This is a genomic window from Ectobacillus panaciterrae DSM 19096 (assembly GCF_000430785.1).
Taxonomy (GTDB): domain Bacteria; phylum Bacillota; class Bacilli; order Bacillales; family Bacillaceae_G; genus Ectobacillus; species Ectobacillus panaciterrae.
The window spans coordinates 1-20,777 of sequence record NZ_AUMR01000077.1; the positions used below are offsets into that span (position 1 = coordinate 1).

Sequence of the window (20,777 nt, forward strand, 5' to 3'; positions counted from 1 at the left end):
ACAGCCTTTCCTAAGTTCTTCACATCTAGACTATACATATTAACTACACCCGGTTTTGGTTTTGAAAGACGTGGATCATTGTCCATTTTCCCAATTTTTAATTGCCAACGTTCAGAGGATTTTAATATAGGTAAAGGACCAAATGAGGATGCTTTTGCTGTTATATTACTACCAAATACAAAACATACCATACAAAAAAGAACAAATGTTATTTTTCGCATACTTTAACCTCCAAAGTACAATATTTTATCTTAGTTACTGTTTCCTGAAATAAAATACAATATGTACCAAGAGATTGAATGTAAAACACAGAAAAAATTAGGATTAACTTCCGATAACACACATTATGTCAACTGATTACAAGGAGTTGTACTATTAGCTCTTGTTCCTGAATGTACTGATATTGAGGAGGGAGAACTAATATGATTACAGCTCTTTGTTATTTAGCTGGCATTGGCCTTTTAGCATACATTGTACGTAAAACTAATTCTGATCCCATAGATCATTCGGATTATCCCATGAAAAGTGATAATAAGCTCATTTTTGATGGGGATGATGGAGATGGAGATAACGGAGACGGAGGAGATGGGCTTTCAGATTAGTGATTAACTTTCGATAAACGATTTTATGTTAACTAGCCCATAAAAAAAGAAATACTACTAATACTTTTTATGTAAAAAATTATAAATCACCTTAACCGTCGCATAATAAAATGAGGTGATTTCATGAGAAAAACATTATGCTTATTTATTATTACAAGTATTATTACTTTTTCTTTCGTGTTTTCTGTTCAAGCAAAAACAACTCATGATCAAAATGACAGCAACCTAGATTACTTTGATATCGATTTAACTGGTTATAGACTATATTCATTCGGTGACTTTAACCAAATCGGTTATAAAATAACTCCACTTGCTCAATTATTTTTCAGTATAATTCAGATAGAACATGAATGGATTGATGAGCCTAACTTGTATATTAAAGAGGACAAAGGCTATCTTCATATTTGGAAAGAAGATGGTACGAACATTCTATATACTGTTAAAAAAGGTAAAGAATATTGGGACATTGTAGAGATCAAAAGAAAAAAGATCAACAGGATACCAGTACCAAAAGAACTTTTAAAAGAAGTATTAGTTAATTTTTTGTCTGAAAACATAAGTAAGGAAATTAACAATTACTATAAAAAACCTAAGCTATGGTATAGAGGATTGGAAAAGGTACTCAAAATAGAAAAAGATGAAAAGAATTATATATTTTATGCAACTGTTCAAGTTCGTACTTTTGAAGGTGCACATAATCCACCTTATGGAGAAGACACAATTACTTTCCAAATAGACGGAAGTAACATAAAAACAATAAATTACAAACACAGAGATATACCTAAAGAAGAATTCAACAAAATAGAGTTAAGGCTACGTTAAAGCAATTTAATTATTAACTACCGATAACACTGATTATGTGAACAAGAAATCCCTTCAGATTTTGTATTCTGAAGGGATTTTTATAGTGTTTGAGATATATTGACTTCCGATAATGATATGTTATGTTAACTTCACATGAATAAGATATACATTACTTTTTTATATGAACTAACACTTTAGTAAACCTGTCTTATAAATAAATTAGTTAAATCATATGTTATAATGGGAAAAAATGCATATTATGGGGGATTAAAATGGTTACATGTTATTTGAAGTATGTTATTGACCCTTATAAGGTAAATGAATTTGAAGAATACGGTAAGATGTGGGTTCGACTGGTTAATAAATTGGGCGGAACACATCATGGTTATTTTCTTCCACATGAAGGGGCTAATAACATTGCTTATGCATTATTCACTTTTCCAAGTTTAGCAGCATATGAAGAGTACCGAGTAAAAATGGCGTTAGATGCAGAATGTCAAGAAGCATATAAATTTGCAGAAGACACTAAATGCATTTTAAGTTATGAGAGAAGCTTTATGCGTCCTGTATTTGAATAACTACCGATAACCCTTCAGACCTAGTATTCTGAAGGGTGTTTTTTATGTGGATTTGGAATAAAGTTTGACCCTTTAAAACTTAAATAGACTAAACTAATAAGAGGATATTATGTTCAATATATGAGCATATATCCTCTTTTCTTTTGCATAGTAGAATTCTTAATTAGATGTTGAAAAAATCGTATTGTATGTATATATTAAACAAGAACATATGTTTGTATTTTACAGGGGGGACGTAGCCCACAGCGGGAGGCGTAGTGAGGTCTTTCGACCGAGCGTTATTATCTTTAAGGAGAGATGTGCTATGAGGGTACAAGAAGTTCTCATAGAGAATAACAACAGGAGATACATATTACTGGATCAAGAGGGGTTTCCTGTAATGCCAGTGATGAAATATATAAAGTATTTAGATAAGACAGGAAAAAGCTCTAATACTCAAAAGACATATTGTTATTCCTTAAAGCATTTTTTTGCCTACTTAGAAGAGAAAAAGAAGGATTACACGTTGATCCGATTAGAAGATTTAGCTGATTTTGTGGGATGGTTAAGAAGTCCTTATCAGAGTTCGAATGTCACTCCTCTTCAACAAGAGAAAGCAAAGCGAACAGAAAAAACAATTAACCTTACCATTACAGTCATAGCGAACTTTTATGACTACCTTTACAGAAATGAAGAGGTACAAAATGACATGATCGAAAAGTTGATGAAGCAAGTATTTACAGGGGGACACTCGCGTTATAAAAGTTTCTTACATCATGTCAACAAGGACAAGCCATCAATCAGAAACATATTGAAATTAAAAGAGCCAAGGAAAAAAGTAGACACTCTCACAAAAGAACAAGTACAGCAAGTATTACAGGCAGCCACCAATATCCGCGATAGATTCTTAATTCAATTGTTATTTGAAACTGGATTGCGTATTGGAGAAGCTCTCGCTCTTTTCATGGAAGATTTCATTTTTGATCATGGCAAGGGACATCGAATTCGCTTAGTGGATCGTGGGGAATTAGAAAACGGTGCTATGTTAAAGACGGGAGAGCGAGAAATTTATGTATCACAATCCTTAATGGATCTATATGACGATTATTTGTATGAAGTGCTGGACGAATTAGATTTGGACACAAACTTTGTTTTTGTAAAACTGCGAGGAAAAGATGTAGGGAAACCAATGGAATATTGGAACGTGGAATCTCTTTTTAAGCGTTTAAAAAAGAAAACAGGGATAAACCTCCACCCACACCTATTTCGCCATACACACGCTACAATCTTTTATCAGAAAACAAAAGATATTAAACAGGTGCAGGAACGATTAGGACACTCTCAAATTCAAACAACAATGAACCTGTACTTACATCCCTCGGATGAAGATATTCGAGAAGATTGGCAAAAGGCTCAATCTGAATTTAACCTAAAGAAAGATAACTAAAAGGAGTTACCGAATGAAACACATCAAGAATTTTCATACAGAAGAAATAGGATTTCACGAAGGATTACAAAAAGAACTTTCCACTTATCCCGAAAAAATAGTACATGAAGATGGTTCGGTTTCCATTGAACAAGTAAAAAACCCATATTTCTTAGTCAATGACAAATGGAATGTCGATGTTATAGGTGAAGTCAAGCAATTCAAAGAAGTGGTAGCGAACTATTCCTATAAAAATAAAAATATTTATTTTCGATTCACCAACCCTACAATCAACTTAGAAGTGAAATATGTTTATTATAAACAACTCTTTAACGATTTATGGACAATCAATAGTGTTTTTAGCGCTCATCCAACCCCATTAAAGAAAATAACCGAGTTCTTAAACATAAAATATCCTAAACTATCATCCTTGTTGGATTTGGATATTGATAAAGTAGAACGAGAGTATTTGTTTTGGTTGAATGAAAAAGGAGTTGCTACTCAGAAGCTTAGACAAAGGATAATTCAAAAAGATGGGATTGAAAAAACAATAGTAGCACGTTTTTTAAGACAAATTTATAATTTGTTATTTCAATACATGGACAACCGAGATGAGTTTGAAAAAGACAAATGGGATGTTCGTATTCTTCATGATAAGTATGGTGTAGAATACAGCAAAAGTAAAGGTCAATACTACCTTATCTATCTAAAGTTTGATAAATGTATTCGTGAGCAAATAAAAAAATATATAAAACAACGATTGCTTAGTAGAAATAGATTTTCATGGAGTACAGCACAACGTTATCTATATGCTCTCTCAATGTTTTTCTCATTTATATTTTCTTTAGAGCCAACGTGGAAGGATTTGAAGGCTTTAAATCGTACACATATCGTAAAATATCTTGAATATTTATATGAATACGCTAAAAACAATATAAAACAAAAGAACTCGCATCCTGAAAGCTATATAAATTCCTCATTATCAATCTTGTGCAAATTTCTTGAAGATATTCAACGGTATGACTATGAAATGGCTCCCGAAACTCATGTGAGATTGTTGATTTTTCCTGAAGACAAACCTAAGCCAAGGAAAAAATCAGTGGATCAAATTGATTACATCCCTGACTATGTGTTAGAGCAGCTCTTTACGCATATTGTTGACTTGCATAAAGATGTTGTGCCTGTTGTTTGGATTGCGTTTAAGACAGGTCTTAGAATCTCGGACGTATTAGAATTAACCTCTGATTGCTTGATAAAACTCAATGGTCAATACTCCATTGAAACGGATATTGAAAAAACTTTTGTAAAAGGGCATCGAATTCCCATTGACGATGATTTAGCAGGAATCCTTGCGGTTCTTATCGACAAATCAAAAAAACTAAGCAATCAAGACAACAATCCCGAAGGGTATATTTTTGTCCGTTATCGTGGTCAACGGAAAGGTAAACCTTTTATTCAAGGGTGGGTACAAGACCAACTAAATATTTTAGCCAAGCGAAAGAACATTACGGATGAAAATGGAAACTTGTTTCATTTCAAAACTCACCAATTCCGTCACACCTACGGTGTAAAAATGTTAAATGGTGGTGCGGATATTCTAACGGTCCAAGAGTTGTTAGCTCATGCTTCACCCGAAATGACATTACGATATGCCAAGCTATTAGACGATACAAAAAGAAAAGCATTTGAATTAGTTATCAAACAAGGCGTCTTTAGCTTTGATCTAAACGGTGAAGTGCAAGAAATCAAAGCAGGGGAAGACATACCAATAGACATCTTAGATGCCTTGTGGCAGGATCACAAGCTAAATGCGATGGACAACCCTTATGGAACGTGCCACGCCCGTTTAAACGGTAATTGTCCGTATATGGAAGCTCCCCCTTGCCTCACCTGTGGTGACAATCAAACCCCATGTAAAGACTTAGCTGTTGGTTTTTCGGAGTTAGATACGCAAAAATACGAGCTTCACATTAAAACAACCACGAAGGCAATTGAAATAGCAAAACAACGAGGGCGAGAGGATATTGCCGAGAAGAACGAAAAGAACTTACAGCGTTATCAAAACATTTTAAATACCCTCCAAGAGGGAAATATCATCTTTGGAAGGCAAGATCGGATGAAAAGAAAGTTAGGTGTTCAAAATGGCTGAATATGACCGTTCTGAACATTTGAAAGCTATTCATGCCAATCGTAAGGCTATTACCTCCCAGAAGGTAGATGAAGCCATTAAAAGACTCATAAGAGCCAATGAGAAAATAAACTTTAACAGCGTAGCTAGTGAAGCTGATATTTCAAAAGCGACACTGTATAACAAGAAGGACTTCCGTTTGAGAATTGAAACATTGCGAAATCAGCAATCACAAGTACCCTCACCAAAACAAGTAAAACGGGAAATGAACGAAAACAATAAGGATGCCCTCATTGCATCTCTAAAAAGAAAAAATCAAAAGTTAGAAGAGGAAAACAAGCAATTAAGGGAACAACTGAAAGTTGCTTACGCAGAGGTGTATAAAAAGTTATGATGGAGAACGTTGTTCTCCCCCTTCTTCTTCAACTAACGGTACAGGATAGTTTAATAAAAAGCATAAGTAAACCTTATTAAATTTTATAATAAATAAATATTATTCTTATTATAGTTAAAGGGATAAGATGGAAGAGGATTTAGATTGTGGTGGAAAAATTCTAAATTGAGGAGGGTATTTTATGATTATCGGTTTACCAGAGAAAGAAAAGCCCGAATCACTAAAAGGACGTGGGGGTTTTTGGTTGGAAGTCGGAGATAGAGATGTTCACATCGGCACAGAAGATGGTTTTGACAGATTAACGACAAAAGCCCATTTAGCATATCAAGTAGAGGATTTATCATACTGGAGAAGCGTGTTAGAACAAAATAACATTAAAATATTTGAAGGAGTTCCAATTCCAGGTTTTCAACGTTTTGAGTTCAGAGACCCTTTTGGGAACAGAGTGGAAATGATTCAAGAATTAGTTGAAAGAAATTGAAGTTGCTTCTTTAACTAAAGGGGTGCTTTACTTCAATAAGGAGTAAAGCTTTTTCCTGATTCAAGTCTATTTACATACATTAATAAAAGTGGGAGAGGAAATTAATTTGGGGATAATTATTGGAATAGCTGTAATTATTACGATTTTTTCAATAGAAATTCAGTTGAGGAAATTAAATAAAACAAACCAAATAATAGTTGAATTATTAAAGGAAATAAAAAATAAAGAATGACTAATTGAACTACCGGGTGCTTATCTTGAATAAGATTTAAGCAACTATCTTCAACAAACGGGCTCATTTCCAGAGCAGGATTGCGCTCTTTTTATGGATCGGGTCAGATTATGGAGGAAGAGAATAGGGGGATATTGGTATTTCATTTAAATTTGTTTGGGATTAATCTGAGTGAAGCGTATCACAAATAGTGGTACAGCAAAGAATTGAAATAGAGATTAGCATTGAAGGTATCCTTGCAGTGTGAAAAAAGACAAGCTCTTCCCCTAAACCGGGAAGAGCTTGCCGTCTTTTAAGCTTTATCCGGCAATAACGAGCTGACAATTAAAGACAACGTTTGCCTGTATACCGCATGCGCCGATTGTACATCTCCTAAGTGTCCTCCCATGTAAAGATGAATGACGCCATGGAGCGAAGCCCAGAATACGCGGATAACTAATTCAGTGTCATATTGGCCAGGGATGAGACCTTGCTTTTGCGCATTGCTGATCACCGTCAATAATTGCCGCATGGCCGTTACGGTACCATTTAGGCTTTCCTCGTCCGGTTTGAAATCCGCGAATGCGCCTCCGAACATCAGTTTATAATAACTGGAGTAACGCTGACTGAATTGCCAAAAGGCTTCGCCTAAATTCTGCAAATGCTGCGCCGGATCAGCAGCTTGCGGCGTCCCCTCGAATTCGTTAGCGAGAAGCTTACAACCGTCCAGATACAGCTGCTGAGCCAAGCCCTCTTTATTGACAAACAAGTTATAAATGATTTTTGTCGAGCAACCCATTTTCTGCGATACTTTACGCACCGTAACGGCTTCCGGACCCTCTTCTTGCAAGAGCGTTGCCGCAGTGTCAACAACGAGCTTGCGGAGATTTTCAATATTTTGCAAGCGGGCTTCTTGGTAGGTTTTCAACACTCGTGAGTTCGCATTGGAGGAGATATCTTGATCGCTCATAATCATCACCTCCGGATATCAAGTTTTCGTCAGGAAACAAAGTTTCTGACGCTCTTACAAGGAATTTTATACAGTTGTTAAGCGGTTGTCAATGAGACGGTAGATGTTCAAGGATATTCAAAGATCATATTGACTTTCTAGAAAAGGTGGGATACAATGAACTCGTTCGGAAACACTGTTACCGAATGGAATGATGATCATCATTCCATTCGGTAATAATTACTTCTGTTCATTGGGTAACACTGTTTCCGTATTATAACATAGTATCTAGAAGGGGAGTAGCGATATGACGATTCAAGGTAAATGGGCGCTCATCACGGGAGCTTCTTCCGGTATTGGAGAGCAATTCGCGAGACAACTGGCCAAACAAGGCAGCCATTTGGTACTCGTGGCCCGATCGGAGAGCAAGCTTGAGAGCCTGGCATCAGAGCTCAGAAAGATGCATGGCATCAAAGCCGAGGTTATCCCTATGGATCTTTCGAAAGAGGGCGCGCCCAGCGAGTTATATCAGAAATGTCGACTTTTGAAAGTGGATATCGAAATGCTGATCAACAATGCAGGCTTTGCTACATATGGTTTGTTTGAACAAGTGTCAGGTGAGCGTCAACATGAAGAAGTTATGCTCAATGTCGCCGCTCTTGTAGATATGACCCACTTGTTCTTGCCGGATATGCTGCGCAGAAGCTCAGGTGCAGTTATCAATGTTGCTTCAACCGCCGGATTTCAACCACTTCCCTATATGGCCGTATATGGGGCAACGAAAGCTTTCGTCCTTTCGTTTACTCAAGCGTTATGGTTTGAAAACCGCAACCGCGGCGTCAAGTTCTTCGCACTTTGTCCTGGTTCGACGGACACCAGTTTCTTTAATGTCGTAGGAGCGGAAGAAGCTTCCGTCGGAAAGAAAGACACGCCAGAAAGAGTTGTAGAGGTTGCGCTTAGCGCGTTGAAGGATGGGAAAGTGTATGTCGTTCCGGGTATGCAGAATTATCTAGGGGCGCAGTTATCGCGTTTCATTACACGAAAGCAAGGTCTTCGGCTTGTTGGAAGCATGCTTCGTCCGCGTGAAGGATACAACAGCAATAATAAAAATCCAGATAATCAATCTGATCTTGCAGGGAGGACAATACGATGAAAACTATACAACTGAAAAACAGCTTTGGCTTTGAGGAATTAACCATGGTGGAACTCGATATACCAACGCCAGGACCTAAAGAGGTGCTGATCCGCATGAGGGCAGCTTCTCTCAATTATCGGGATCTAGTGGTCCTCAGCGGATTAATGCCGATCGAAGTTAAATTCCCTTTCATTCCATTATCAGACGGAGCGGGAGAAATTGTAGCTGTTGGCCAAGGAGTAACAAGGTTTCAGGTCGGACACCGAGTAGCGGGTAATTTTCAACAGCGGTTCATTGGCGGCACCCCAAGACCAGGGGTGTTAGAAGACAGTCTGGGGGGTCCGTTGAATGGAGTAGCGGCCGAGTATGTCGTTCTGCATGAAGATGGAGTCGTCCGTATTCCCGATCACCTTTCTTATGAGGAGGCCTCCACCCTGCCGATCGCGGCATTAACCGCATGGAGCATGCTAATCGAATACGGTGGTTTGCAAGCAGGTGATACCGTGCTGCTGCAAGGAACAGGCGGTGTTTCCATCTTCGGGCTTCAGTTCTCGCTTATGGCCGGAGCACGAGTCATCATCACGTCGAGCAGCAACGACAAGCTGGAGCGAGCAAAAGCTCTTGGCGCATGGCAAACGATCAATTATTCGGAAGTTCCCGATTGGGATAAGGCAGCGTTAGAGTTGACTGGCGGCGTAGACCATGTTCTGGATGTTGGAGGAGCGGCAACGATGGGGAAATCCATAAATGCGCTTCGCACTGGAGGGACCGTGAGTATGGTCGGGTTCTTATCGGGCTTGACCATTCCGGAATACGATGTCTCCAGCATCTTGCACAAAGCCGCAACTGTTCGCGGCAGTCAAGTTGGCAACCGGGATCACTTTGAAAAGATGAATCGAGCGATTGCCCATCATGGTTTACATCCCGTCATCGACCGTGTATTCCCTCTGGATCGAATTGGAGAAGCATTCGCGCTCTTGGCTGAAGGAAAGCAATACTTCGGTAAAATCGTCGTTCAAATCTAAATCTCGCTAAAATGACAAAGGAGACACACTAATGCCTAATACACAAGTTCGCTCCGTTAAATCTACTGAAGGTGTGAATCGCCCTAAACGCTCACTGCGTGCTAGGATATGCAGATGGGGGCTATCGCTGCTCGCGGTGCTCGTTCTAGGAGTACTCGTTTTCTTGCTTTTGCCTTCACCGATCAAACCGGCAAAATGGTCTGCACCGACGGCTCCCTCTTTTGAGGAAGCGGGTCCGTGGAAAGAGAACAACAAACTCAGCTCGGCTCAGCTTGTTACTGATGCCCCTCAATTCCCGGAATTCATTACATTCGATAAAGAAGGCCAGCTATATACAGGAGATTCAGACGGGAAAATTTACAAGGTTCCTTTCGATGCAGAGGGCAATCCGCAAAATGCGCAATTGTTTGCAGACACCAAAGGAACGCCTAATGGGCTTATATTCGATGCCAAAGGCGATTTGATCGTTACTGATGTCAAGAGGGGACTGCTATCTATAAACCCATCTGGGAGCATAGAGGTATTAGCCGATCATGGGGACGGCAAGCCGATCTATCTGGCTAACGAGCTTGATATTGCCAAGGATGGCTCCATTTATTTTTCTGATACTTCGGATTATGGCAAAGTGACCTTCAAAGAAATTGCCGAGAACAAGCCGCATGGACGTTTGCTGAAGTACGATCCAAAGACCAAGCAAACGACCGTCCTGTTAGAAGGTCTTTATTTTGCAAACGGGGTTGCCTTGTCTGCGGATGAAGATTTTGTACTTGTGGCGGAATCGTATCATTATCAGATAACCAGATTCTGGCTCAAAGGACCGAAGAAGGGGACATCTGATATTTTCGCAGACAATCTCGCAGGCTTCCCAGACAACATTACGCGTGATGAGCAAGGTCATTTCTGGGTCGGTATCTTCACGACTCGCATTTCTTTTGTAGATCAGATGCATAGCAACCCTTGGTTAGCCAGTACCATGGCCAAATTGCCGGAGTCGATGCTTAGCGGCGCAAGCGCACCGGCGAAGCATGGGCTTGCTATGGAGCTCAGCCCGCAGGGAGAGCTTATCGGAAGCTGGCATGATCCGGAAGGTAAATTGTATGGCGTAACTACGGCTGCAAGCCATAACGGATATTTATATATAGGAACGGCACCTGGAGGCAGCAAGGGTGTTCATCGCGTGCTTTTAAAAAATAAGGTTGGAATCCGGGAGGGTGCGAAATGAATCTGGATGATTTGGGGCTATCTTGGAATGACAAGGAGAGTCTGATCGGCAAAGTGGCCTTGGTGACAGGCGCTAGCAGCGGCATCGGGGCATCGATCGCCAGGAAACTGGCAAAGCGCGGCGCCTATGTGACTGTAGTGGCACGTCGACGGGATCGATTGGATGAGCTGGTTCAGGAATTGCATAACGAGGGATTGTACGAGGTTATGGCGGTACCTGCTGATATTCAAAAGGCTGAAGAAGTACAGCATGTGGTTAATGAAACGATTAACCGCTGGGGCCGTCTTGATATTGTAGTCGCGAATGCCGGATTCGGGTATCGAAGTCCTTTGGTAGAAGTGGATTTGGAAAGATGGGAGGAGCTGTACAGGACGAATGTACACGGTCTAATGTTGACGCTGCACTACGGGCTTCCGCCAATGCTGGGTCAGGGCAAGGGAGATGTCATCATCATCTCCTCCATTGCCGGCAAGGAAGTGATTGCCGGAGGAGGTCCATACAGCGCTACCAAATACGGCGTTAACGCCATAGCGTCCGCATTACGTTTGGAGACAATCGATCAGGGGATTCGAGTTACGACGATTCAGCCCGGGGCGGTGGCAACGGAATTTTCTCAGGTGGCCGGGTATTCCGAGGATGAAATTCGCGCGTTTGCTTCGAAAGTCCTGCCGTTACATCCCGATGATGTTGCAGAGGCGGCACTCTATGCACTGGAGCAGCCTGAGCATGTCAGCATTCCGGAACTGACCATTATGCCTTCAAGGCAAGCCCAGCGGTTCAAATAATTAACCAAGAAAATAACGCACTGATGACAAAGCTTTGCGGACTTTCGAGGTAGGATTCATAGCTGACCATCTTCTAAGAATCTTACCTTCAGCTCGTTCAACGACATTGCGGACCAAAGTTGGTTGCCCAAATGAGTGCCCTTAATTTTTTCGCCGATAGACCCGTTAAGCTGAACCGTATCACAAATTAAATATAGTAATCAAATTATGGAAATACTCTGATCTTCCACAATCGGGCGCTTTTCTTGAATAAGAAGGCGTCTTTTTGTATTGTACTGGATTCTGGAACAACACTAATAGGGATTGGAGTTATATTAAGGTGTAGAAGAGATTGTGAAGAGATGCACTTAAAGTAACGGGGGCTTTAGTAAAAGAAGAAGGGTTCTACATATTAGATATGACTAATATGTAGAACCCTTTAATTTTTCTATCTTTTTTTAAATTAGGTCTTGATAACTTTTAAAAGTTGCACCGTTTAGAAAAAAGATGAACTGTTTATATTTTTTAAGGAGGTGTAATATGCCAACATGTGAAGTTAACAATGTAACACTTTATTATTATCTTTTTTAGGATAATCAGTTAAATGGATACAACGAAATCTAGTGATTTAATTTCCTCGAAAGAAGTTTTTTTTCACTATCAGTATTGATAATTTGACTCGACAATATACTGTTTAATTCTTTGACTGAAATAACATTACTTAAATTTTTTTCTATTTCATTATTAAATAAATTCTCAATTTCTCTAATCTTAGGAACTAAAGCTCTACCATGTTTAGTTAGATGAAGAACAATTTTTCTACTATCCTCAATGGACTGACTTTGAAATACGGCATCTCTATCTACAAGCCTTTTTACAAGTCTACTTGGGCTTTTTGATTCACATAAAAGTAAATTTCCAAGCTCAACAAGTGATAAAGGCTCGTACTCGCTTAGAACCATAATTACTTCACTTTGACTGGGGGTAATATCTAGCTCTTTTTTGAGTAGAGCTCCGAATTTTTTAGTACCTTCTCTTTGAACACATTGGATTAAATATCTAAGTTCATCTGTATCATTCATAAAATATTCTCCTCTTTATTCTGTTATACATGACATATCATTTATATCAATTTAACATATAACTAAAATAAAATCTATTGACTAACGTAATATAATGCATTAAATTGATTACACGACATCATTTACATGACATCGATGTCGTGTAAATGATAATTAGTGGAGGAGATAACTATGAAAAAAACAGTTTTAGTAACAGGAGCTTCATCTGGAATAGGAAAATCGTTTGCAGAGGAATATGCAAAAAAAGGATTTGATGTAGTTTTAGTAGCACGCTCAGAAGATCAATTAATGGCTATATCAAAGGAATTAGAAAATAAATATGGTATTGAGACTTATATCATATTAGCTGACTTATCAAAAGAGTATGAAGCTAAAAAAATACATAGTGTTGTAAAAGAAAAAAAACTATCTATTGATATTTTAGTAAATAACGCTGGCTATGCTACAAATGGAATATTAACCCATTTGGAATTACAAAAACAACATGGACAAATAATGGTAAATTCAGTTGCGATCGTAGACATGTGTTATCTATTCATCGAAGAAATGGTCAGGAATAATGCTGGAACGATTATTAATGTAGCCTCCACTTCAGCTTTCCATCCTATTCCATATATGTCGATTTATGCAGCAACTAAAGCTTTTGTTTTATCATTTACAGAAGCCTTAAGTATTGAATACAAAAATAAAGGTATCAAAATCATTGCCATTTGTCCTGGTGCGACAGATACTAATTTTTTTGCTAATGGTGGAGTTTCATTTGGCAGTAAACGTACTCCTAAAGATGTCGTTAACACCACTTTTAAAGGTATAAATAGAGGGAGAATTTCAATTATTGATGGAACTAACAATATATTTACTAGTATTGTTCTCCCAAAAATTCTATCCCGTAAAAATGTGGTGAAAATGGTAGGGAATATAATGAGCAAACGAATAGATTAATTATTACTGAACTTAGATTGAAAAATGATTAAATATTAAAGATCTCATCGCGATTATTTGTAGAAGCAACTATTGTAGTTATTGAGTTCAATGACACAATTAATTTAATAAGTATTTCTAACTCACTTCTTTTCAACACTTATGGCCTTTCCGTTAAAACGCATTAAAAACATATTTCGAGGGAGTTTAATGAGTTTTAATCAAAATTTTTTATAAAAGAATAATTCAATTGAAATATATTAAGAGTGTGTTTTGATCAAACTTTTTTTCAAAACATGCTCTTTCTATTTGTTCGTTTATCAAGGTTATTAGTATGAATTTGATCAAACATTATTCCAAAGCTACACATAGCCATCAAGTTAAGAAATCCGTTGTCCCCCAGAACGAAAATTTTGTGCGTTTTTAGCACACAGATACCCATTTTATCGTTTTGGGGGTACTTCAAAATATTAGCTTGATGGGCATGTGGCGCTACCACTCTTTCACATGCATGTTTTTTCCTCCTCAGGCTTAAAATAGGGGACTTAAATATTGTGAATATTCATAAGATAAAAACATTTAAATTTCCAATATTTGCTTCGTATAATCCCCGATGGTTCGGGGCATCTCGCTTCTTCCCTCCCTCATCGCTCCTTTACATCTTCTCTGTTTTCCTTCATTTGCTACGAATCAACCTGTACAACACATGCCACACTAAACGTATTGAAAGATACGCTGAAGTAAATGCCTCTTTTATGCCGCTTCATATAAGCAACATATGTAGGCGGTGTATTGTCCGAATAAAAAATATAAAGGGGAGAAAGAATATGTTCCTCTTGTTTATCATGTGTCTGGCGCTGATCGGCGTCGCGCAAATGTTCATGTATTTCCGATGGCCAAAGCGCAATCAAACCGTGTATCCGCCCATGAATTTTGGCATTCCATATCATCGAAATAAGTGCTCCAACAAATTCGAACGAGACATGTTTGATGAACTGATCAAACTGGGGTGCTATCCGCATACACAGGTACACGAAAAACGGTACAGTTTAGATTTTGTGGTCTATGGCAGCGGAGTGGCCGCAGGTCGGAAGGTTTGTATTGAAACTGATGGAGAAGTCTGGCATAACAAAGCGCATGACGAAAAACGCGATGCGTATCTGAAAAGCATTGGGTATTCTGATGTAATCCGCGTCAAATATAAACCGTGGCGGCAGAACAAGCGGGCATGTATGCAGGAAGTGGAAATGAAGCTGTATACCCTGCAGATGCTTCCTGAAAGCCACCCATCGTATCAATTACAATTTCAACTGAATTCATAATTTAAAGGAGGGCTATCTATAATGGGTTATTGTTGTCGATATAAAAAGAGCGATACTACAACGACGAGATACTATGAAAAATATGCAGAAAGTAAATGCCCAATACCTGAGGCTGGATATATGCCAGATGGAAGTCGGGTTGTATCAGATCCTTCACAATGTGCAGGTGGACGTACCGAAATGTTTTGGGAAAGTGATGGAGAATACTTTAACGACCATCCTCACGATCAAAATCAACAAATGAAGGCACAACATACACCACATAAAAACGTGTAGGGAATTCCCCTACGCGTTTTTATGTGTCACTAGACAACACTGGAATCCACCTCTCTTGAAATCCAGCATTGTCTCCCTTGTGTTTCCTGTATGGAAGGCACTATAAACAGAAGGGATTGCTATATAAGGGGTCCTAACGCATGCCCATCAAGCCAAGAAAACAGGTCACCCCCAAAACGATAAAATGAGCTTCATTTCGTTCTGGGGGTGCTGCAAAATTTTAACTTGATGGCGATGGGGTCCCGCCCACATTTTAACGAAAATATACGCTAAGCAATTTTCGACGCGGAAAAACGTTGATTTTACTACTCTAAGTGACTTATTGTAGGTATTTGAGACTTGAAATTCTAAGCGACAAATAGCCAGAAAACAGCTTAAAATCTGTCTTAAAACTCATCTCAAAAACAAATTCTCAATCAAAATCAGCAACATGAGTTTTGAGATTCCTTTAGCGTATAAAAACGTTAAAATGTGCGTGCTACCCCATATAGCATGGGATATACAGAAAATATATTAGTCAAAGATGCTCATAGTACGTTTGACACTACAGTACTTGCAGCTTCTCAAATTGTAGAACACCACAATAACACATTAGGTGGTAGGTTTGTTACCTTACAAGAAACAAAAGAAGTTGTTTTTTAAATAAATTAACTTCCGATAACACTGATTATGTAAACAGTGAAGCCGTCCTGATGGACGGTTTTTTGTATTTTTTACTTAGCGTGTTTTTTTTTCAAAAATGCTGGCGGTACCTCTTCTAGAATTGTGTACCATTAAAACAAAACTGTAAGAGCAACTCCTTTGAGTAGGGTTGCTCTTTTTTTCGAGGTTCAATTTAATAGTTCAGTGAAACTAAGATGTCACCAGAACCAAGTAATAAGAAAAAAATGTGCAATTCATCATTATGAGTCATGAAGCTTAGTATAAATATATAAAAAAATATATTTTTGTTCCAATTTTGTATAAAAAATTATATAATGAGGTCATGATTTGAATATTAGAGTTAATATACAAGAAGAAAGTAGGTGATTAGGTTTTGACTGAAGCAAGACAAATTTTAAATGGTTATATTCCATTTGCGAAAACACTTGGAAAAATGTTTGGATCAAATTGTGAGGTCGTCATTCATGATTTAACAACACCTCAGTCTTCCGTAATTTTCACAATTAACAATCACGTGACAGGGAGAGAGGTTGGCCAATCTTTTGACCATCTGGTGAAAAAGGTGCTATTATCCGATGAATTTAAAGAAGATTATTTAGCAGGATATGAAATCCAGACAGATGATCATAGAACTATTAAATCATCGACCACCCTTATTAGAGATTCCAAACAACAGGTGATTGGAGCTTTTTGCATTAACTATGACATGAATTTAATGATTCAGATGAAAGAAATGTTAAATACATTAATGCCTAACAATGAAAAGGAAAATCAAATACAGACTCAGAATGTAACAAAACAGGAAACTTCCATTCAAAATGTAGAGGAAATCACAAACCAGTTAATTGAACAAATTGTTGCTAACCGTCAACATTCTTTGATAAAACGTCGGGAAAAAATTGAACTCATCCGATTTATGGATGAAAAAGGGATATTTCTCATGAAAGGAGCGGTTGAAAAAGTTGCGGAACAATTAAGAATTTCTAAGGTAACTGTATATAGCTACTTAGATGAAGTAAAAAAAAGCAACTATAGTGAGTAAGTGAAGAGTTTTTTGAAAATAAGGGCTTCTATGACATTTACCGGCACTATCAGTTGTCCTTAACAAACGTGTTGCATTATGGTTTCAGTCAAGTTGAAGATATAGCTTGTAATGTCATATATTTTTTTGTATATGACATATAAAAAAATATATGACATATAAAAATCTATATAAAGTGGAGAGTTATATAAGAAGCAATGCAAGCATTAGCAAATTTAGAGCTAGTGCTTAGAGAACGAGGATTAAGCAAGGAAGATGTTGTATTATGCAGACTGTATACGCCAAACGTACATTTTTGGCCAGAAATCAATGCAGTTTATGCACATTTTTTTGGTGATCATAAACCAGCAAGAGTAATTGTACCCACAAACGATTTGTATGCAGGTTGTCTTGTCGAAGTTGAAGCAATAGCAGCGATAAGGGAGGAAGAAAAATAATGAATTACTTAGAAATTGATACTCCAGCACTTCTAATTGAGAAGGATATCCTTTATAAAAACATTAAATCTATGCAAGAATATGCTGATGCATACAAAGTAAATTTACGTCCTCATACGAAAACTCATAAAATGCCTAAACTTGCGAAAATACAAGAAGAAGCAGGTGCTACTGGAATTACGGTCGCTAAAGTAGGCGAAGCTGAGGTTATGGCAAAGAATGGCTTGAAAAACATATTTATTGCAAATGAAATTGTCGGAAAAACAAAAATCCAGAGAATTAGAAAATTATCAGAGACAATTGATATTTCGTTTGGAATCGATAGTGTTTATCAGGTGAATGAAATAGAAGAGGTTTTTCAAGGTTCTGCAAAAAAAGCACAGGTGTTAGTGGAGATTGAAGTTGGTGAAAAGAGATCAGGCATAATTGAGGAGAGTGATTTTCGTACATTATTGGAAGCTGTTAAAAATAGTCATAATCTTCATTTGAAAGGGATTTTTTCTCATGATGGTCATACTTATGCAGCAGAGAGTGTTGGCGAATGTAAAGAATTATACAACGCCAGTGTAAGCAGGACGTTGCGTTTTGCAGAAATAGCAACTGAAATGGGGCTTAAACCAGAGGTTGTTAGTATAGGGTCCACTCCTCCATTCATGTTTAAATTCGAAATTCCAAAAGGAGTAACAGAAATAAGACCTGGTACCTACATTTTAATGGATGCCTCCCAATCAAATGTAATCGGATCATATGAAAAGTGTGCAGCAACTGTACTTACAACAATTATAAGCAAACCAACAAAAGAGCGTGTCATCACAGATGTAGGAGCAAAAGGGATTACTGCTCAAACTCGAACTAAAGGCCTTACGGCAACTAAAGGTCTTGGTAAAATTAAAGAATTTGAAAATGTCTACATTCATGGCGTTTTTGACGAACATGCGATTATTTATAATGAAGAATTTAACAGACAAGTGAGTGTAGGGGATAAGGTACGGATTATTCCGAATCATATCTGTCCGGTTTCTAATTTACATGAAAAAGCCTACTTAGTATCCAAAGGTAAGGTTCTCGAAGAGATTTTGATAGAATGTAGAGGGAAATTACAATAATACGCATTTTTTAAAGGTAAATTTTTTAGAGCAGTTACCAGTTAATATGTTTGAAGGAAGAAAAATGCCAGTTGTTTATGATAAAGGTGGATTATTAAGTTCAATGGAATCGTTTATTATTATCTGGTGGCGAATCTGACATGAAACGTCATGAAAAGATTGAATTAATTCGATTTATGGACGAAAAAGGCATTTTCTTAATGAAAGGTTCTGTTGAGAAGGTCGCATCTTTATTAGGCATTTCCAAAGTAACAGTTTATAGTTATTTGGATGAAATAAAAAATAAATCTAATTAAGGAGAATTCAATGAAAAGCATTTTTGAAGTAGGGAATTTAAAATCAAATGGGCATTATGCTCTAGCAACAGTTCGTAATGATACAGTCTATGTATCAGGGCAATTTGCAATTGATCCAATAACACGTGAAAAGAAATATGGCACAATTGAAGAAGAAACATTACAAGCACTTAAAAATGTAGAAATGATTTTAGAATCAGTAGGAAGTAAAAAAGATCAAATATTACGTATGACATTATACATTCCAAATGTGAAATTATGGGACAAAGTAGATGCTGTCTATAAAAAATTCTTCAGTGAGCATAAACCAGCACGTACTGTGGTACCAACAAATGAATTACATTTTGGTTTCAAAATTGAAATTGAGGCGATTGCATATATTTAGTTATATTTTTTTACCCTTTTTGTATAAAAAAATATATTTTATATAAAAAATTATTTGAAGGGACCGATAAATGATGGAACAATATATATGTAACAGTTGTGGGAAAAAGCATGATATTACACCAACTTTATGGAAATGTGAATGTGGCGGCGTATTAGATTTAGTAAAAGATACACCCAAAATTGATGTTGCAGCTTGGAATAACTATCCGAACTCGTTATGGCGTTATTTTGAAACAATGCCATTCGCAAAAGATTCTAAGATGTGGGAGTCTATTACAATGGGTGAAGGTCAATCTCCTTTAATCGTTCTAGATCCTCTAGAGCCAAATGTGTATGTAAAAGTTGAATATATGATGCCTACATTATCATTTAAAGATCGAGGAGCCGCTGTTTTAATGGCGAAGGCGAAAGAATTAGGGGTATCAAAAGTTATTGCTGATAGTAGTGGTAATGCAGGAACGGCGATTGCAGCATATGCAGCACGTTGTAACATCGCATGCGAAATATATCTAAGTGATGAAACATCACCGAAAAAGATTGCTCAAGTAAAAGCACATGGTGCAACGATTAAAGAAATTCATGGTACGCGAGAGGACATTGCAGCTGCGGCACAAAAAGCAGTAGACGAAGAAAAAAATTTTTACGCAAGTCATGTATATAATCCTTACTTCTATGAAGGAACTAAAACGTACGCTTATGAAATTTACGAGCAATTAAAAGGAGTGCCAGATGCATTAATCATCCCAGTTGGTAATGGTACACTTGTACTTGGTGCATACTATGGTTTCAAAGAGTTATTTGAGAACAGATTAATAGAAAAAATGCCGAAAATTATTGCAATCCAAGCAGCAAACTGTGCACCTCTTGTGAATGCTTACGAAAATGGGGAAGCAATAGCAGAACCTGTTACGAACAAAGGTACTTTAGCAGAAGGTATTGCAATTGCAGTACCAGCACGTTCAAAACAAATTTTAGAAGCTGTACGTAAAACAAATGGTATATTTATTGACATTAAAGAAGATGAAATTCTGAGTGCACGGGCAATGCTTGCTGATAAAGGTTTCTATGTTGAATTGACAACAGCTGCTAACTATGCAGGTTACTTAAAATATAAGCGGGCACCAGAAGAAAAAATTATTATACCTCTTTGTGGTGCAGGAATTAAATCAAAATAACTGCGATAATAAGCCAGTAGGGGTTCCGCCCCATCGCCATCAACCTAACGAAATTAAATACCACCCAAAACGAAAAAAATGCGCTATTCTTTCTGTAGAATCATAGAAAAGGATGGCGTTTTTTGATGGATATTTCAGATGAGTTACAACTTTTTTCTCAAGAGCTAAAACGGAACCTAGCACCCCAAGCTCTTCAAGAGCTTGCAAGAGAAACCGGATTTACAAAACGTAAGAGTAAGTATCAATCTCAGGAATTAGTAGCACTTTGCGTGTGGCTGAGTCAAAAAGTCGCAAGTACATCTTTAACACAGTTGTGTAGTCGCTTAGAAGCTTATACGGGAGTACTCATGAGTCCCGAAGGACTTAATAAGC

At 37.6% G+C, this 20,777-nt stretch carries 20 protein-coding genes and 4 pseudogenes; 21 read left to right on the plus strand and 3 right to left on the minus strand.

Annotation, left to right across the window (positions count from 1 at the left end):
- A pseudogene (locus tag H540_RS0116970) lies at nucleotides 1-221 on the minus strand (hypothetical protein); the annotation flags it as partial.
- Between the two features lie 201 nt (nucleotides 222-422).
- Between H540_RS0116970 and H540_RS0116975 the strand changes: the two are divergent.
- The 7 genes and pseudogenes from H540_RS0116975 to H540_RS30030 all read left to right on the plus strand — a co-directional run.
- On the plus strand, nucleotides 423-602 hold the full coding sequence (locus H540_RS0116975) for a hypothetical protein (protein WP_028401672.1): 180 nt from the start codon (nucleotides 423-425) through the stop codon (nucleotides 600-602).
- A 123-nt stretch (nucleotides 603-725) separates the two neighbouring features.
- The gene (locus tag H540_RS0116980) at nucleotides 726-1,424 is read left to right on the plus strand and encodes a DUF3888 domain-containing protein (protein ID WP_028401673.1); all 699 of its coding nucleotides are present in this window, start codon (nucleotides 726-728) and stop codon (nucleotides 1,422-1,424) included.
- A gap of 254 nt (nucleotides 1,425-1,678) precedes the next feature.
- The gene (locus H540_RS0116985) at nucleotides 1,679-1,984 is read left to right on the plus strand and encodes an NIPSNAP family protein (RefSeq protein WP_028401674.1); all 306 of its coding nucleotides are present in this window, start codon (nucleotides 1,679-1,681) and stop codon (nucleotides 1,982-1,984) included.
- Between the two features lie 304 nt (nucleotides 1,985-2,288).
- On the plus strand, nucleotides 2,289-3,410 hold the full coding sequence (locus H540_RS0116990; protein ID WP_028401675.1) for a tyrosine-type recombinase/integrase: 1,122 nt from the start codon (nucleotides 2,289-2,291) through the stop codon (nucleotides 3,408-3,410).
- A gap of 13 nt (nucleotides 3,411-3,423) precedes the next feature.
- Entirely contained in the window at nucleotides 3,424-5,538 is a 2,115-nt protein-coding gene (locus H540_RS0116995; protein ID WP_028401676.1) for a tyrosine-type recombinase/integrase, read from the plus strand.
- On the plus strand, nucleotides 5,531-5,911 hold the full coding sequence (locus H540_RS0117000) for a DUF6262 family protein (protein ID WP_028401677.1): 381 nt from the start codon (nucleotides 5,531-5,533) through the stop codon (nucleotides 5,909-5,911). Before H540_RS0116995 ends, H540_RS0117000 begins: the two co-directional genes overlap by 8 nt.
- 175 nt (nucleotides 5,912-6,086) lie before the next feature.
- A pseudogene (locus H540_RS30030) lies at nucleotides 6,087-6,392 on the plus strand (VOC family protein); the annotation flags it as partial.
- Between the two features lie 524 nt (nucleotides 6,393-6,916).
- On the opposite strand, the gene H540_RS0117015 reads toward H540_RS30030, so the two are convergent.
- Nucleotides 6,917-7,573, minus strand: coding sequence for a TetR/AcrR family transcriptional regulator (locus tag H540_RS0117015; RefSeq protein ID WP_028401678.1), 657 nt, complete (start codon nucleotides 7,571-7,573; stop codon nucleotides 6,917-6,919).
- 286 nt (nucleotides 7,574-7,859) lie between these two features.
- On the opposite strand from H540_RS0117015, the gene H540_RS0117020 reads away from it, so the two are divergent.
- From H540_RS0117020 to H540_RS0117035, 4 genes are read left to right on the plus strand one after another with little or no spacing between them, the layout of a single operon-like run.
- Nucleotides 7,860-8,705, plus strand: coding sequence for an SDR family NAD(P)-dependent oxidoreductase (locus H540_RS0117020; protein WP_028401679.1), 846 nt, complete (start codon nucleotides 7,860-7,862; stop codon nucleotides 8,703-8,705).
- Nucleotides 8,702-9,712, plus strand: coding sequence for a zinc-dependent alcohol dehydrogenase family protein (locus H540_RS0117025; protein WP_028401680.1), 1,011 nt, complete (start codon nucleotides 8,702-8,704; stop codon nucleotides 9,710-9,712). The genes H540_RS0117020 and H540_RS0117025 overlap by 4 nt, the downstream gene beginning before the upstream one ends.
- Before the next feature lie 31 nt (nucleotides 9,713-9,743).
- Nucleotides 9,744-10,934, plus strand: coding sequence for an SMP-30/gluconolactonase/LRE family protein (locus H540_RS30035; RefSeq protein WP_051317152.1), 1,191 nt, complete (start codon nucleotides 9,744-9,746; stop codon nucleotides 10,932-10,934).
- The gene (locus tag H540_RS0117035; RefSeq protein ID WP_051317153.1) at nucleotides 10,931-11,719 is read left to right on the plus strand and encodes an SDR family oxidoreductase; all 789 of its coding nucleotides are present in this window, start codon (nucleotides 10,931-10,933) and stop codon (nucleotides 11,717-11,719) included. Before H540_RS30035 ends, H540_RS0117035 begins: the two co-directional genes overlap by 4 nt.
- Before the next feature lie 599 nt (nucleotides 11,720-12,318).
- On the opposite strand, the gene H540_RS0117040 is transcribed toward H540_RS0117035, so the two are convergent.
- On the minus strand, nucleotides 12,319-12,780 hold the full coding sequence (locus H540_RS0117040; protein ID WP_028401682.1) for a MarR family winged helix-turn-helix transcriptional regulator: 462 nt from the start codon (nucleotides 12,778-12,780) through the stop codon (nucleotides 12,319-12,321).
- Nucleotides 12,781-12,951: 171 nt separating this feature from the next.
- Here H540_RS0117040 and H540_RS0117045 point away from each other — a divergent pair, with 171 nt between their 5' ends.
- The 10 genes and pseudogenes from H540_RS0117045 to H540_RS0117095 all read left to right on the plus strand — a co-directional run.
- A complete protein-coding gene (locus tag H540_RS0117045; RefSeq protein WP_028401683.1) occupies nucleotides 12,952-13,722 on the plus strand; it encodes an SDR family NAD(P)-dependent oxidoreductase in 771 nt (256 codons plus the stop codon).
- 806 nt (nucleotides 13,723-14,528) lie between these two features.
- The gene (locus H540_RS33800) at nucleotides 14,529-15,023 is read left to right on the plus strand and encodes a DUF559 domain-containing protein (protein ID WP_034671257.1); all 495 of its coding nucleotides are present in this window, start codon (nucleotides 14,529-14,531) and stop codon (nucleotides 15,021-15,023) included.
- Between the two features lie 21 nt (nucleotides 15,024-15,044).
- Entirely contained in the window at nucleotides 15,045-15,299 is a 255-nt protein-coding gene (locus H540_RS0117060) for a hypothetical protein (protein ID WP_028401686.1), read from the plus strand.
- A 1,036-nt stretch (nucleotides 15,300-16,335) separates the two neighbouring features.
- Nucleotides 16,336-17,004: a helix-turn-helix transcriptional regulator gene (locus tag H540_RS0117065; RefSeq protein WP_028401687.1), complete on the plus strand. Its 669-nt coding sequence runs from the start codon at nucleotides 16,336-16,338 to the stop codon at nucleotides 17,002-17,004.
- A 197-nt stretch (nucleotides 17,005-17,201) separates the two neighbouring features.
- On the plus strand, nucleotides 17,202-17,441 hold the full coding sequence (locus tag H540_RS30040; protein WP_051317154.1) for a RidA family protein: 240 nt from the start codon (nucleotides 17,202-17,204) through the stop codon (nucleotides 17,439-17,441).
- A complete protein-coding gene (locus tag H540_RS0117075; protein ID WP_028401688.1) occupies nucleotides 17,441-18,547 on the plus strand; it encodes a D-TA family PLP-dependent enzyme in 1,107 nt (368 codons plus the stop codon). Before H540_RS30040 ends, H540_RS0117075 begins: the two co-directional genes overlap by 1 nt.
- Before the next feature lie 140 nt (nucleotides 18,548-18,687).
- Nucleotides 18,688-18,843 (plus strand): annotated as a pseudogene (locus tag H540_RS32275) (helix-turn-helix domain-containing protein); the annotation flags it as partial.
- Between the two features lie 10 nt (nucleotides 18,844-18,853).
- Complete coding sequence (locus H540_RS0117085; RefSeq protein ID WP_028401689.1) at nucleotides 18,854-19,228, plus strand: RidA family protein; 375 nt, start codon at nucleotides 18,854-18,856, stop codon at nucleotides 19,226-19,228.
- A 73-nt stretch (nucleotides 19,229-19,301) separates the two neighbouring features.
- On the plus strand, nucleotides 19,302-20,405 hold the full coding sequence (locus tag H540_RS0117090) for a threonine synthase (RefSeq protein WP_028401690.1): 1,104 nt from the start codon (nucleotides 19,302-19,304) through the stop codon (nucleotides 20,403-20,405).
- Nucleotides 20,406-20,530: 125 nt separating this feature from the next.
- Nucleotides 20,531-20,777 (plus strand): annotated as a pseudogene (locus H540_RS0117095) (IS4 family transposase); the annotation flags it as partial.